The sequence below is a fragment of the Pseudomonas sp. Irchel 3E19 genome, assembly GCF_900187585.1.
GTDB lineage: Bacteria > Pseudomonadota > Gammaproteobacteria > Pseudomonadales > Pseudomonadaceae > Aquipseudomonas > Aquipseudomonas baetica.
This window is the reverse complement of the sequence record NZ_FYDT01000001.1, coordinates 219473-232635: the sequence shown is the minus strand read 5'-3', so window position 1 is coordinate 232635 and position 13163 is coordinate 219473. Positions and strand designations below refer to the sequence as shown.

Genomic DNA, 13163 nt, shown 5'->3' with positions numbered 1-13163 from the left:
ACGTTGGTCCTTTACAGGAGCCCATACTAAGGGAACGGTTTTTTTGGCTTTTTAAATATCGGGCGTATTTTTGTCAATTTAGATCGTCAAATGCTGGCGTATCGACAGCACTGTCGATGGCGGGCGCAGAGGCTCTGCCCTTGTGCACCAACGCCTGCTTGAAGGTCGCCTCCAGAGCACTCAACTGACCATCGACGCTCGCGTCGATAATGCCGATTTCGGTCTCCAGAATGCAGCCGCCCTGATCCAGCCGGGCATCGGCAATGACCTCGACGTAGCCCACTTCCGGAAAATCCTTGAGCACCCGGGAGATCTGTTCGCGCACCTCAACCACCTGATCCGGCTGCACGTGCAAGATCACCTGCTTCTGGTTGCTGACCAGTGACAGCGCCTGCTGTGTCACTTGCAACGTCAACTCGATATTGTCGTAGTGCTGGAGAATCTTGCGCACCGCTTGCAGCACCACGTCGCTCATCTGTTGTTCGACCTCATGATAATACTGATGACACTGCAACAGCGTCTCCTGAATCAGCGTGGCCTGACGAATACGTGCTTCTTCGATGCCGGCCTGCCAGCCCAATGCCTTCTGTTGTGCGTAGACATCATGGGCGGCCTGTTCGATTTCGGCGGCGCGCTTACGAGCCACTTCGACCAGTTCGCCTGCTGTCAGATAATCCTGATAGTCACGGCTGCGCAGCAACACCTGGTCCGGCGCGAGCTGCACTTCAGAAGCTTTTATTTCAATAAATGGAAGCATTGCGGGCTCACTTGTCGGGCGACTTTCAGGCACAACGCCTGGGCCAATGAACGCTGTTCACTGCTCACTGCCCACTGCACCGGGGGCGCGGACACAGCGGTATCGGTGAGCGCCAGGCGCAAGGCAATGCGCCGGGCAAATCCCGATGCAACGTCAATGCAGGCCTGCAACCAGAAAGCCAGCGCACGTTGGCGCAGGCAATCACCGAGCTCACCGTCAGGCAATGGCTGCTGCCAGCCTTGCGGCCAGGCGCCAATGATCAGATCCAATTGCTCCAGGCAGTAGCGATGTCCAGCCTCGCCGATCACCGCGTGAACCCGACGCAGGTTGTTCGCGTCCAGCACTTGGCGAATAGCGTGGCCATGCAGCAGCGCACCCAGGTAACCGAGGGTCTTTTCCAGCGCAGCTTGCTCAAAGAACGCCAGACCGCCGAGTGTCGGCGGCAACTCGTAATGGATGTCCAGCGAGCACTCACTGAGCAGCCAGGCGTTGATTCCACTGTGCCGACGCCAATGGCTCAATGTGTCAGCCAATTGCATCAGCGCGGGCGGAACACGCGTAAGGTGGATGTAGCGGGCCGGGCAAAATCGCAATTGATAGGGCGTCAGCAACAACGTCATTACGAAGCCCTGCTGCGCTGCCACAAGTACTGACCGAGGTTGCTCACCACCAGTAGCGCAACCAGTAACCCGAACAGCCCGAGTAACCGTCCACGGGATGCTTCCGTCACCTGAATCGAGAACACCGTGTCATAACGCGGTGCGAGCGGAACCTGGCGCACGTCCGCCGAAGGCACCAGCACCACGCTGATGCGGTCGTAATTCAGGCCTTCAATGCCGTTGTTCACCAGTTGCTTGATCTGCGGAATATAGGCGTCGAGCTGGATGTCGGCTGCATGCTTGATAAACACCGACGCCGAAGCCGGGGAAGATTTCTTGCCCAGACCATCACGGTCTTCAGGCAGCACCACATGGACGCGCGCCACCAGTACACCGTCGATCTCCGACAGGGTCCGGGAGATCTCCTGGGCCTTGGCGTAATTGAGCCTGGCACGCTCCTCGACCGGCGAGGAGATCAATCCCTCCTTGGGAAACACATCCTTGAGCGTGGAAAAGCTCTCACGCGGATAGCCCTTGCGCTTGAGCGCATCAATGGCCTCGGCGATATCCGACTCCTCGACCAGCAATTTGATCTTGCCGTCCTTGTCCGGCTGCTTGGACGCTCCGATCCCTTCGGTGCGCAGCAACGCGAGCATTTCATTGCCTTCTTTCTGGCTGATACCGGCATAGAGTTCGACCTTGCAACCGGCGAGCAACATCACGGTCAGCAACATCAGAGTTCGATTGAGTCTCTTCACGCAGCACCTTATTGGGTTTTCATCAGCGTTTCGATATTCTGACTCATGCGTCCGACCGTCTTGGCGATCAGCTCTTCCTGCATGCTGATGCGCATCAACGTCCACTGCATCTGCATCAGGCTGCTCGGGTCATCACCGGGGGTCGACATCTGGACCTCAAGATCGTGCTTGACCTGGGAGATACGTTCTTTGATCTGTCCGATTTCATTGAGCAGCCCCCCCCCAAGACTCTCGGTGCCCTTGGCCATCGCCTGCTCGAAATCGGCGATTTGCCCGGCACTGGCCTGGGGGGTTTTGAGTTCATCGAGACTGGTGACCGCGGTCTGACTTATCTGACTAATATCCATCACGACTCCAGATCGGGTGAGTGGGTGAAGCTCATCATGTTTTTGACCAGTCCGTTGGTCGGGATCAGGATCTGCAACTCGCTGCGCACCAGGGTATTCAGGTACTCGCTGCCCTCAACCCCCTTGATCTCGCCCAGTACGTAGAGCAACAGCGTTTCCTGTTGCTTGCCAAAAGGTGCCTGTTCCTTGAGCAGGTCCTTGAGCGCCAGACGATCCTGCTCAGGTCCTCCCCGTGATTGCGGGAAGTGCGCCAGCAAGCGGTCCGACAGACCGTCCATGAGCCAGTCACGCAGCTCGGAACGACGGTTCTTGGCCGACTCCGGCAGGTCCTCGCGAAACCATTTCCAGACGGTGTCGCGCTGCTGCGTGCGGTCCTTTCCGGTCAGGGCTGTCGTCAGGCTCGCGCCTTGCAACCACAGTTGCTGAGCGGCATCGACCGGCGCTGGCCGGGTCGCCACCGGGGGGCCCTTCATCGCCGCTTCGAAAGCCTGCACCTGAGCGGGCTCGACCGGCGCCGGGGGTCTTGCATCCGGTCCATTGCGCAATGGCAACTGCGCGGACGATCCATCAATTTTGTTCATGGCCCCTCCGGGTTACGCATGCCTTGGGCAAACTGCACCAGGCGCGGGTCATCGCTCGCGGCCAGCCCGGCCAGACGCCGATCCAGCGCCGTGCCCAGGCCCAGTCGCCATTCGCACAACGCCAGCCAGGGTGCCAGTTCCGGCCAAGGCTGACCCTCGCCCAACTCCAGCGCCTGTTGGTAATGCCCCTGATTCATCAGACTGGAGAGACGGATCAGGCACGCGGCCTGCGCCTGCCCTTCAACCTGTTCGAGCCAGTTGGCAATATGTTGCGCTTCTTCGTGGCAATGGTGGCCGGTACCGGCCAGGGCTAGTTCTGCCATCAGCCCTTTCAATGAACTGTCCATCATCAGATTTTCTGCAGGATGCCCTGCATCAGGTCTCTCATCGAACGCGTGACGGTCGAGTTGATGTTGTAGATCACCGACCATTTGTTGAGTTTGTGCTGAAGCTCGGCCAGCAGCGCCGGGTTGTCAGCGGCCTCCTTGAGTGCCGCAATGGCATCGCCGACTTCCTTGTTGGCGTTGTTCGCCTGCTCCTTGAGGTTGTCCGCGACTTTGTCGAGGGTGTTGACGGCGCTGTCATTGGTAAAAATCGATGCCATTACGAAGCTCCCTTGAGGGTGTTGAGAATGCTGATGGCGGCCTCGACTGCCTGGGCTTCCATCTGCCATTGCTGGTATTGCCGAGGCTCTCCGCCGCTGATCAAACGACGCTTGCCAATGGCCTGGGCCTGTTCCAACTGCGCGCGAATCTGCCGCTCAAAATCCACGTCAGCGGCGCGCAGACGCTCCTCCAAAGCCGTCATCACTAAGTGGCTCTCCCTTCAGGTTGATGATGAATTGTTGTTTGCCGCGACTGACAATCACCGCGTCGGCGTTGATCGCCAACACCCTCACGCCTTGCGGAGTCGACGCATCGACCGGGTATTTCTGACCGTCACCCAGCACCACATAAGGCAGTTTGCCGAGAGACACCGAACGCACCACGAACTCCAGCTCATCGGTACTGGCGCGCTTGTTGCGACTGAGTAATTCCAGGGCCGGGCGGGCGCCGAACTCCTGACGAAATTCATGCTGCAACTTATAAAACTGGTTGAGCTGCGCCTCATCGAGCTGCCCGCGCACCTCAATGCGCTCGCCTTTGTCAACATAGGCCAATGCGGTTTCAAGGCCGAAATCCGCGAGCATCTGGTCGAGTCGCTTGAGGTGCGAGCCGGCCAGCCGCACGCGGTTTTCCACGCCCAGCAATCCGGGTACGTCTGCCTTGAGCAAGCTGTCGATTTGTAGCCAGTGATCATCTTCCAGCGCCAACTCGCCGGTCAGGCGAATCCAGCCGGGTTGATCAGCATTAACCGTGCGTACCTGGCGATAACCGAATTTCTGCAGGATGAATTCCACCCCCTGCCGAATTTCTTCCATGCTGCGCACATCGAGCCGATAGGTCAGCGTGCTGCGTTCAAGGTATTGCTGCAGTGCCAACCGCGCGCGGTTATCTTCCAGGTAACCCGTGAGCGTGATGCTGCCATTGGCCTGTGGCTCCGCGACCTGCACGGACTGGAACTGGCGATCACGTAAAAAACTGCGCAACGCGACCAGCGGATCTTCGCCGGTCATACCGCCGCTGCCGCCCGACCATGGCCCGCCAAGCAACCCCACGAAACCCACCAGCAGTAACACGCTGACCGCGAGCATCAATCGCCCGCCCCAATAAGAGCGGGGTACCGCCGTACGCCGTTCCTGAGGGTGGGCGGCCATGGGCAACTGTTCGCTGAACTGACGCTCCTGAGCGCAAAAAGCCCACAGCAACGGCCCGCAAGCCTGTCGGACCAGCGCCTGCAACGCAGTACCACCGACCAGCGGCTGCCCCCCCTGAAGCGGCTGATTACCCTCGGCCCACTCCAACAGACGAACACCTTGCGGGTCGACATCCAACACCAGATGAACCGGCGCAATACCTTCATCGACCAGCACCAGATCGGCTTGCAACGGATCGCTACCGATGACCACGCGCCCTTCGCCCAGAGGCACTTCGACCCCTTGATTGAGGCCGCTGTAAAAACGGATCTTCCAACTCATCTCAAGGCTTCTCAGGCGCGCGGACGCACTGATCAACGCCTTCGACGCAAGCCCCTTCGGCGATGCGCCAACCCTGAGTGTCGTTGCCCATAGCGCAGGCGGTCAGCGAAGAGTCTTTGCCGGTCTGCGCCAGGATCTGCTGCAGCTCGCGAGCCTGACCCAGTGCCTGGCACTGCGTGGTACCGAGCAATTTCTGCAACGAAAGACTCTGGTTCGACAACTCATCGACCTGGAGCAATTGATCCATATAGCCGCGCTTGCTGCCCAAGGCCACGAAATGGCCGAGACCGTTGTCGATCAGTCGCGGCTCGATCAGAAACAGGCGCACCGAACGACGGGTGAAACTGGACTTGAAACGGAACAGTGCGCCCAGGTACGGGATATCACCCAGCAACGGCACTTTGCGTATCGATTCGCTGAGTTCGTCGCGGTAGATACCGCCAATCAACAGGCTCTGGCCATGCCCGACGCGGGCCACGGTATCGACCACGGTACGGGCGATGGTCGGCAGGCCTCCTGGTCCGGAACTGTTAGGCTTCTGGTTGCCGTCCTCGATGTGCAGACTGAGGCTGATTTCCGGTTTGTCGCCCAACTGGATCACCCGCGGTGTCAGCTTGAGCATGGTTCCGTAAGTGATGGGCCGCAGCTCCGCCACTCGCTCACCGATAAGCCTGACATAGTAGGTTTCGCTGTGATCGATCACCGCGAGGGTGTTTTCCTGGGTCAGCACGGTCGGCCGCGAGCCGATCTGCGCGCGGCCCTGGTTCTGCAACAAGGTAATTCGCGCCAGCAGGAAATCCAGACCTCGACTGTCTACCAGACTGGCACCGGCCTCGGGCCCGCCGAGGTCCTCTGTGGTGGTGCGGATGTCGACCAACTGGCGAGGTCCGACGCTGATCCCGACGCGCCAGTCCACACCCAGCTCGGCGAGGTTTTCTGCGTTGATGTCGACAATCGACAACCCCACTTCGATACGCGCCGACGGCCGATCCAGTGCCGTGATCAGGCGCCGGTACATCGGCATGCGTTCCTTGGTATCGCGCACGAGGATGGCATTGAGCGAGGGCTCGGCCTGGACCACTGCACGCCCGGACTGCACCGGCGACCGTGGACTGTCCTGCCCCTCGACCGCCACCACGTTGGCGTCACCCAGCACCCGGGCGAGGATGGTCGCCACGCCAGGGGCTTCAATGTCGTCCTCGCGGTACTTGATTCGACGATCTTCGGCGACCGCGTACTTGAGCGGAAAGATTTCCACCACCAGGTCGCCGGTCTTTTCACTGCGCAACGCGTGCTGCTGCTCCAGCGCCATGGCGGTTTGCTCCACCAGGTCGAGGTAACGCGAAGGGCCGGAGATATACACCAGTCGTCCGCTCATGTCCGGTCGCCAGCCAAAGCGCGGCTCCCAGACCCCCCCCGCTTCCAGCGCCTGCCTCAATTCGGCTTCGCTGACTTGCTCCAGCTTTACCAGTCGCGACTGCATTTCAGTGGATTTGAAAACATACAGAACAGCCCCGTCGTAATACCAGATGAGGTTGTAAAGCGAGGCCATCAGTTGCAGAAAGGACTGCGGATCCTTGAGGTCGAAGCGCCCGCTGACCTGGTCATTGACCTTGTCACTGACAATCACCGAGCCGTCGTAGTTGGCGCCGAAATTGGCCAATACATCGCGCAGGTTTTCACCTTGGGCTACGTAGTTGTAGGGAATGACGGGCCAGTCCAGATCCTGGCCGTGCGCGGTGCCGGTCAACAGCCACACCACGACCAGACTCAAACACCGCGAGACTCTCAGGGACGCCATAACGTTTGTTTCCACTGCGGTTCCAGGCCTGCGAGCAGCAGGTCGGGCTTGATCGTTTCGAGAATGGCGACCTGCGCCGCCATGGCCTGTTCCAGGTCGTCAAGTTCAAGTGCGCCGAGGTCAAGGCGTGCCTCAAGGATGAGGTTGGATTGTTCATCAGTCGCCAGCGCCTGAGGATGCTGCCGGCTCCAGCGGGTGACTTTACCCAGCAGGTTTATCAGCATGTCGCGATCCGTCGGGGATTGGCCCTGAACCTGCCAGTTCAGCGGACTGGACAGCACCATGTCATCGCCCTGACGCTGCAAAAACAGGCTGTGACCGTCGACCCGCAGGTGGAAGCGGCCCGCTCGATCGGCCACAAAGGCCCCCTGGCCTGTGCGTGCGGCCAATCCAGTCAGTAAATGTTCCATGATTCCTCGGCGTGTCCGGCAGTCAGGAGCTCTGCCAGTAAAAGTGATCGTGGGCCTGACACAGGCTCCGTTCTTGCAGGAAGAGCTGCACCGCATCGGCGGCGCCGGCGTCCTCGTCAAGTTTGGCCAGCGGCTCCCACAGCGAGGTCAGCACCACCGGCACGGGCGCAAATCCATCGAGCTTGCCATCTGCCAGCAACACGGCCATGCCGTGGTGCCAGTTAGGCCAGGCCAATCTCGCCTGTTCGGAAATAGCACTCAGCTTGCACACCAGCGCCGCCGTTTCAGCCTGGGTCTTGGCCTCACAGCGTTCGATTTTGGCCAATTCCAACCGGGCCAGCTGCGAATCGGTTGCGCCCACCTGCCGCCAGAACTCGGCCTTGATACGCAACTGACGAGCCTGGGTTTCATACTCGATCAGTGCCGAACGCCAACTGGGGATCGCTTCGTCGAAAAGGCTCTCCCACCAGCCGTAGACCGGTAACAGCACCCAATCGATGATTGCCTGGGTCGAGGCCAGGTTGATTCGGTCACCCAGCCAGTTGCACCAGTCCTCGCCTTGGGCAGAAGCGTGACGCAGCACCAGTTGAATGTCCCCGCGCTCAAGGGCCATGCCGCGGGCAAGACGCTGCTGCAGCCAATTGGACTGAAACAGCTGCTCCAGTCGCGCACGCGGCAGCAGGCGCTGTAACAAACTCAACTGACGCGCGCTGATGATTCCCGATTCGCGGTACAGCCCGCCTGATACGCAGCCTGCGGCTCTGCCTCGACTGCGGGCATCCTGTCCCACTACGGAGACCCGACGGCCAGCAAAAATACCGGCTTGAGGCTGTTGATTATGGTCTTCCTGGCTCATTCTCTGCCTTGACTATCTCGTTTCGTAGCACACCCGTCAGCGTCCTTCACTGTGACCAATCTTACTGAGGGCCAATGGACCAAACTTGCAAAAAACGTCATTTTTTTTTAGCCGGACGCTATTCTTTTCCTTGTCTGGAACGACTGGGCGTACACCCGAAACGGCGACGATAGCTCTGGGTAAAGTAGGACTGACTGGAAAAACCGCTTTCCATTGCGATATCCACAATACTCATCTCACTGTTAAGCAATAAATGGTGGGCGTAGAGGATACGCCGCTCGCTGATCCAGGCACGAGGGGAAACGCCGTAGACTGAACCGAACAACTCCTTGAACGTTGTCAGGCCCATGCCGAACTGCCGGGAAAACTCACAGAGCCGCCACTCCTTGAGATAGTGCTGCTCCATGAACGCCTGCAATCGCTCGACGTGCCGGCTGCCCTGCTGGCGCAGCACCGACATCAGTGCTGGCCCTTGCGGACTGAACGCGAACAACATCAACAATTCTTCAACCCGCAACAGCGCCAGCATCGGCGGGTGCTCGTGCACCATCAGGCCTTCGAGCCCCTTGATGCAGTCGGCCATCAACGGCGTACTGGCAAACGCGATAAGACTGACCCCAGGCTCATCCCAGCGCTCGACTTCACTTAACAGCTCACCGAAACGCTGAATAAACTTTTGTAAAAACTGAACCGATAATGGGATCCAAAGTACATGACATTCATGTTCGCCCGTGCTGATGACATAGTTGCCTCTGCGTGCAAACACCAGTTCACCCGGCATGAGGCAAAGTGTCGCATTACAATCCTGAACTGTGAGCTGTCCTTCTAGCAGGATATAAATCCCTGCTTCACCGTTCGATACAAACTCAAACGTAGGAATAGCCCAACGGCACAGTTTTATCTGTTTCCGAGCACGGGTACTGGCACCTTGCATTTTTTAGTGACCCCAACCTGCACATACAGTTGGTGCGGCGCCCAGGTAGGCGACGCACGAAAACTCATTCTCGACATAGTACGACGTGACGCTTTTAACGATGATCAGCTCAACAATAGCTGTCATTAATAATGGTCAATTGTCGAATTAGGACAATTACTCTTATTTAACGCTCTCACGCCTGTCTTTGTATAACGAATGATGTATCGGAACACTCACTGAAATTAATTAGAAAAAAATCAATACAAAGTATTTCAACGATCTGTCGATGCGCGTCGAACAGTGCACTTTGGATAACACTGTAGCTGTCCAAGATGTACGTTCATCTCGCTGTCGGTTACCGCAGGCTGCCAACTTCGAGCCTGCACAGGCCCGTCTTCGGACCAGGCCAGTTCGCTACGCAGCAACACCCCGTCACCCGCTATTTGCGCTGGCATCAGGCGAAAGGTGAAATGCACAGGCAACGCCGTCACCCGGTAGCTGGCCTGAGCAATCATTCGCGGCTGCCCTTCGACCGGTGCGTAAAGACACACACTGACATAGGCCGGGCGCGTGACAGGGGACGGCATGCGCACCTCACCTCTGACTTCAATCTTCGCGACCGGCGCCGGCGACACACTGACACAACCAACCAGAGCCAAAGGAACACTGCATCGCAGCGCCCTGATCATGGCTGTCGAACCCGACGCTCATAAAGAACCGATGTGTCGCCATCCACCAATCGTTGCAGCACACGCTCACTCTGTTGATCGGTAGCCACCTTGGTTGCCAGCCAACGCCCCAATTCAGCCACACTGGCGACCCCTGCCTGACGGCTGGGCACTTGACTGAGCGAGCGCCCGGCAAAACTCCCGGACATCCGCGCCCCGTCCGTCTTGACCGCGGGCGAAATACCAACGCTGTCTATTTTCATAGCTCTGCTTAAACCCTCATACCGGCGGGTCTGGATTGCGCCTGAGCGGCACTGTCGTGTCCAGGCAGCAATTGCTGCCAGAATTCGGCGTGATCCAGCAGGTTGGCCAAGGTGGTTTCGAAGCGTAACAAGGTCAACTCGGTGGCCGGAATCTGGGCGTACAGCTGCACCAGTCCGGCTTCCTCGTCAAAACCAAAATGCAGGTCGAAGCGATACCAGCGACGGTTGAAACTAGCCAGTTGACGAAAAATCCCCTCGCCAAAGGTTTCAATCCCCGCCACATCGGCTTCCAAGACCAGCCGATCACGTCCGGGCAGCAATACCAGTGTCACGCCCAAGTGATCGTCAAACAGAAGGCTGGCAACCCCCTCTTCATCCAGCGACAAAGCAGGAAGGCCACTGCGACTGGCAAATTCGGCAAGTAGCTGATTGACCCTGATACTCAAATCCATGCATGTCTCCTCGAGCTAGGCGAATGCTAGCACCCGGCCATGCAGTGGTTTTGTCACTGACGGGCTTTTCTTTTAAGAAAAAAGCCACATCACTGCGGCTTTTTTCCTACAACCAAAATCAAATCAGGCTACGCCAGCGGCCGCTCGCCATGCCTGGTTGTGGTTCTGGGTGTACTGCGCAAGTAACTGCAGCATCTCCTTCATGAAGTTGGCGTTGTAGCTCAACTGGTCTTCGACCTTTTGCTTTTCGCTCTGGGCAATCGACGCGTTGACTTCGTCTTCCTTGGCATTGGCCTGAACCGCCGTTTGCTCGACCTGCACCGCGTTATTGGACATCTGTCCAAGTGCCTGATTTACGCCGTTGATGCTTTGCAGCTTGGCGTTGCGGTTGTCCACACCCTGCCCGGCCAGCTTCAGCGCACTGGTGTCGGCAGCTTGATCCTTGGCCCAGATCTTGCCGACTTCGACACGATCGGCATCCGAGGTTTTACCCAATGCCTGCATCTTCGCGTCGATCAGTTCGTTGCGACCGGCGATGTTTTTCTCCAGGCTTTTCTCCTGGCTGATCGCCTTGCCATTCTTGACCGCGCCGATGGCACCGGTAATCGCCGATGCCACGGCCATCACCCCGGAAATCACCGCCATCGCAATCATCAACTTGGAGCCGCTGCGCATTTCATCCACCTGGGCTTGCTGCGCGTTGATAATCGAAGTGTTCTCGCTGTCCCGCTGTACGATGCCCAACTCGCGAGCCTTCTGCGCGATGCGAAACAACAGCACCATCAGCTCGACACTGCCATTGAGTTCACTGCTGACTTTGCCCAGGCCTTCGGGCTTGAACGTTTGACGCGGCTCGATCAGATCGACGCCCGAGCTCTTTTTCGCTTCACCGAGCGGCATCATGCCGGCGGCGTGAACGGTTTCGCTGCGCGCGGCGGATTGAGTTTTTTCCAGCGGCTGAGTATTGCCAACCTGACTCAGCCCGTGAGCGCCATAACCTGTTTCAATAATCATGATGTGCTCCTCAGATAGCCGCAGGACGGCTGGAAAGATTGTGCAGGCTGTCGCCCTTGGCATTGATCATCTGGAAAATCTGTTCCATGACCTGCAAAAAGGACTCGACCATGTGACTGAGCTCTTCCTTGAGCCTGTCCATGACGGCCTGGAACTGCGTGAGCTCGGAGCGCCCCTCCAGGACATCGGCCTGTTTGACGGCTGACTTGGCCTGAAACGCCGAGCTGGCGGTTTGCGCCGCACCGTTGGCGACATCCAGCGTCACATCGGAAATCTGCATGCCGAGTTTGGCGCCATGGGAAAGCGACTGACTGGCAACGTTGCCGAACTTGCTACCCAGATCCGCCACTTTGCCGGCGAGACTGGCAGTGAGCTCGGCGGCCTTGCCACCGATTTTTGCACCCACCTTGGCGACCGCCCCCACGGCAGCCCCCCCGAAACTGACTACCGCAGCGATCACGGCGATGGCGATTTCAATCCCCATCAGAGCCGGTCCGAGCTTTTCCATCACTTCTTTGCTGATCAATCCGTCCTTCGCTGCTTGTTGCACAGCCTGGGAGACGACACCCATTACACCACCGGCAATCATCAGTGCTCCGGCAGCCGCGCCAACGCCCGTTGCCACCAGGATCGCGCCAACGATGATCGAAGCAATGGCACTGATCCAGCCAAAGATCTTGCCGATCAGACCGGACTTCTGCGCTTCTTTAGCCGCCTCGGTCGCCTCCAGAATCTTCTTCTGGTTTTCTTCTATCTTCTGCAGGTTTTGCTCACGCGCCTGCTTGATCTCTTCGATCTTGAGCTTCTTCTGCGTGGACTCCAGTTCGCCGGTCACTTTGGCCAACTCGATTTCGAAGTCCTCCACCGAGCTGAGGCGCGCCACACCCAGCCGAGAGGTTTCAGCGATAAAGCGCTGAGCCAGCGCAGTGTCCTGGCGCACCGACTGCACCAGACGATTGATGTCCGCCCGAGAGCTGGCATCCAGACGCTGCTGACTGGCTGCCAGCGGCGCGGTCAATTGCACCCCTTGAGAATGGAGGGCCTGACGGCCATCCGCTTCGACCCTGGAGACCGCAAGCGCGTCCCCTCCTCGGTCATTGCGTGGACGGGCCACCGGGTCGTTCGATTGAACATCCCCGATGGCAATCGCAACGCGATCAAACGTTATCGGATTCATTGTGTTGATCCTTTCTCGCTAATACGGCTTCCAACATGGCGCCGGCACGCTCGGCCAAAACCGCGTGCGCCGACTGTGCCGAGGCCAAGGCCCGAGCCGAGTAGAAGCCACTCTCGGCTCCGTCGAGATCACCCATTTGCAGGTGACACTCGCCGGCATGAAACGGAAATCTGGGCTCGTTGATGTCAATCACCGCGCCATAGCTGTAGCTCTGCAGTGCCAGCTCGAGCTGCCCCATGGACTGGCGACACGCACCCAGCCCGAGAAAGAAGCGAACGTCGTAATGATCGAGCATGCACAACGATTGAAAGATCTTGTGGGCGTCCTCCCACTTGCCGGCCTGGTATTGATTGAAGGCCAGTGAATAGAGCTGTTCCAGGCTGTCACCGGAGATGTTTTTGAGCATGGCCAGCGTGCCGCCATCGCGCAAAAAAGCTTCCAGTTCCTTCTCGTATTCCTCAGACAAATCTTGTTCTTGCTGGCTCAT

19 protein-coding genes are annotated in these 13163 nt (G+C 58.4%); all 19 read right to left on the bottom strand.

Annotated elements, in window-relative coordinates:
* Positions 1-73: 73 nt before the first annotated feature.
* Positions 74-757 carry an HrpE/YscL family type III secretion apparatus protein gene (locus CKW18_RS01175; RefSeq protein WP_095187062.1) on the bottom strand — a complete coding sequence of 228 codons (684 nt, stop codon included), beginning with the start codon at positions 755-757 and terminating at the stop codon, positions 74-76.
* Positions 736-1377, bottom strand: coding sequence for a Yop proteins translocation protein K (locus tag CKW18_RS01170; RefSeq protein ID WP_095187061.1), 642 nt, complete (start codon positions 1375-1377; stop codon positions 736-738). The genes CKW18_RS01175 and CKW18_RS01170 overlap by 22 nt, the downstream gene beginning before the upstream one ends.
* Complete coding sequence (gene sctJ / locus CKW18_RS01165) at positions 1377-2126, bottom strand: type III secretion system inner membrane ring lipoprotein SctJ (protein WP_095187141.1); 750 nt, start codon at positions 2124-2126, stop codon at positions 1377-1379. The genes CKW18_RS01170 and sctJ overlap by 1 nt, the downstream gene beginning before the upstream one ends.
* Positions 2123-2461, bottom strand: coding sequence for a type III secretion system inner rod subunit SctI (gene sctI / locus CKW18_RS01160; protein ID WP_095187060.1), 339 nt, complete (start codon positions 2459-2461; stop codon positions 2123-2125). Before sctI ends, sctJ begins: the two co-directional genes overlap by 4 nt.
* Positions 2461-3042 carry a YopR/YscH family type III secretion effector gene (locus CKW18_RS01155; RefSeq protein WP_095187059.1) on the bottom strand — a complete coding sequence of 194 codons (582 nt, stop codon included), beginning with the start codon at positions 3040-3042 and terminating at the stop codon, positions 2461-2463. The genes sctI and CKW18_RS01155 overlap by 1 nt, the downstream gene beginning before the upstream one ends.
* Complete coding sequence (locus CKW18_RS01150; RefSeq protein WP_095187058.1) at positions 3039-3389, bottom strand: YscG family type III secretion system chaperone; 351 nt, start codon at positions 3387-3389, stop codon at positions 3039-3041. The genes CKW18_RS01155 and CKW18_RS01150 overlap by 4 nt, the downstream gene beginning before the upstream one ends.
* A 2-nt stretch (positions 3390-3391) precedes the next feature.
* Positions 3392-3646, bottom strand: a complete 255-nt coding sequence (sctF, locus tag CKW18_RS01145) for a type III secretion system needle filament subunit SctF (protein WP_095187057.1) — start codon at positions 3644-3646, stop codon at positions 3392-3394.
* Positions 3646-3849 carry an EscE/YscE/SsaE family type III secretion system needle protein co-chaperone gene (locus CKW18_RS01140; protein WP_095187056.1) on the bottom strand — a complete coding sequence of 68 codons (204 nt, stop codon included), beginning with the start codon at positions 3847-3849 and terminating at the stop codon, positions 3646-3648. The genes sctF and CKW18_RS01140 overlap by 1 nt, the downstream gene beginning before the upstream one ends.
* Positions 3815-5119, bottom strand: a complete 1305-nt coding sequence (sctD, locus tag CKW18_RS01135; RefSeq protein ID WP_095187055.1) for a type III secretion system inner membrane ring subunit SctD — start codon at positions 5117-5119, stop codon at positions 3815-3817. Before sctD ends, CKW18_RS01140 begins: the two co-directional genes overlap by 35 nt.
* A 1-nt stretch (position 5120) precedes the next feature.
* On the bottom strand, positions 5121-6920 hold the full coding sequence (gene sctC / locus CKW18_RS01130; protein ID WP_095187054.1) for a type III secretion system outer membrane ring subunit SctC: 1800 nt from the start codon (positions 6918-6920) through the stop codon (positions 5121-5123).
* Positions 6908-7330 carry a YscB family type III secretion system chaperone gene (locus CKW18_RS01125; RefSeq protein ID WP_095187053.1) on the bottom strand — a complete coding sequence of 141 codons (423 nt, stop codon included), beginning with the start codon at positions 7328-7330 and terminating at the stop codon, positions 6908-6910. The genes sctC and CKW18_RS01125 overlap by 13 nt, the downstream gene beginning before the upstream one ends.
* A gap of 22 nt (positions 7331-7352) precedes the next feature.
* The gene (locus CKW18_RS01120) at positions 7353-8186 is read right to left on the bottom strand and encodes a T3SS regulon anti-activator ExsD domain-containing protein (protein WP_095187052.1); all 834 of its coding nucleotides are present in this window, start codon (positions 8184-8186) and stop codon (positions 7353-7355) included.
* Positions 8187-8304: 118 nt separating this feature from the next.
* The gene (locus CKW18_RS01115) at positions 8305-9120 is read right to left on the bottom strand and encodes an AraC family transcriptional regulator (RefSeq protein WP_095187051.1); all 816 of its coding nucleotides are present in this window, start codon (positions 9118-9120) and stop codon (positions 8305-8307) included.
* Between the two features lie 254 nt (positions 9121-9374).
* A complete protein-coding gene (locus CKW18_RS31360; protein WP_095187050.1) occupies positions 9375-9791 on the bottom strand; it encodes a YscW family type III secretion system pilotin in 417 nt (138 codons plus the stop codon).
* Entirely contained in the window at positions 9788-10033 is a 246-nt protein-coding gene (locus tag CKW18_RS31355) for a T3SS regulon translocated regulator ExsE family protein (RefSeq protein ID WP_170947193.1), read from the bottom strand. Before CKW18_RS31355 ends, CKW18_RS31360 begins: the two co-directional genes overlap by 4 nt.
* An 8-nt stretch (positions 10034-10041) precedes the next feature.
* Positions 10042-10485, bottom strand: coding sequence for a type III secretion system chaperone (locus CKW18_RS01100; protein ID WP_095187048.1), 444 nt, complete (start codon positions 10483-10485; stop codon positions 10042-10044).
* A 123-nt stretch (positions 10486-10608) separates the two neighbouring features.
* Positions 10609-11499 carry a YopD family type III secretion system translocon subunit gene (locus tag CKW18_RS01095; protein WP_095187047.1) on the bottom strand — a complete coding sequence of 297 codons (891 nt, stop codon included), beginning with the start codon at positions 11497-11499 and terminating at the stop codon, positions 10609-10611.
* 10 nt (positions 11500-11509) lie between these two features.
* Positions 11510-12676, bottom strand: a complete 1167-nt coding sequence (gene sctE / locus CKW18_RS01090; protein WP_095187046.1) for a type III secretion system translocon subunit SctE — start codon at positions 12674-12676, stop codon at positions 11510-11512.
* Positions 12657-13163 (bottom strand): SycD/LcrH family type III secretion system chaperone, encoded by a 507-nt coding sequence (locus CKW18_RS01085; RefSeq protein WP_095187045.1) that lies wholly within the window; start codon positions 13161-13163, stop codon positions 12657-12659. The genes sctE and CKW18_RS01085 overlap by 20 nt, the downstream gene beginning before the upstream one ends.